This window comes from Foliimonas ilicis, from assembly GCF_039939195.1.
GTDB classification, from domain to species: Bacteria; Pseudomonadota; Alphaproteobacteria; order Rhizobiales; family Rhizobiaceae; genus Foliimonas; species Foliimonas ilicis.
In genome coordinates, this window is the sequence record NZ_JBDUUH010000035.1 from 1 (window position 1) to 424 (window position 424).

The window sequence follows — 424 nt, forward strand, 5'->3', positions numbered from 1 at the left end:
TACCACAGCCGCAACGGCGGCGGCGACGCAGTGATGACGGACGGCGACCTGCCCGTCGTCGACCTCACCGCCGTTGCCGTCGCCCCGGGCGCGACGGTGTACGGCGCCAGCGAGGACGGGCAGGTGCTCGGCACGGTGGGGCGTCGCCCGCCATCGATCGTCGCGGCCTGCGTGCTCGCGGTGGCCTCTGCCCTCGTGTCGATGGCGGCGCTCGTCTGGGGCGGCGACGGTGTTCTGGGGCCGAACGGCCGGGACGTCCTCGGCGACGTTCCGGCCGAGTTGCCGACGAACGTCGCCCTGTGGATCGGGGTATTGACGTATGTGCCGATCCTGTGGCTCGCGTACCGCACGTTCTTCGGCGGGGTGTGGGCGCGACTCATCATGATCGCTCTCGTCACCCTGTCGCAGGCGAGCCAGATGTGGC

At 71.2% G+C, this 424-nt stretch carries 1 protein-coding gene; it reads left to right on the forward strand.

The features are described 5' to 3' along the window. Positions 1–33: 33 nt before the first annotated feature. Positions 34–424 (forward strand): hypothetical protein (locus ABFT80_RS27990; RefSeq protein ID WP_347975229.1); only part of this gene is annotated, 391 nt, incomplete at its 3' end.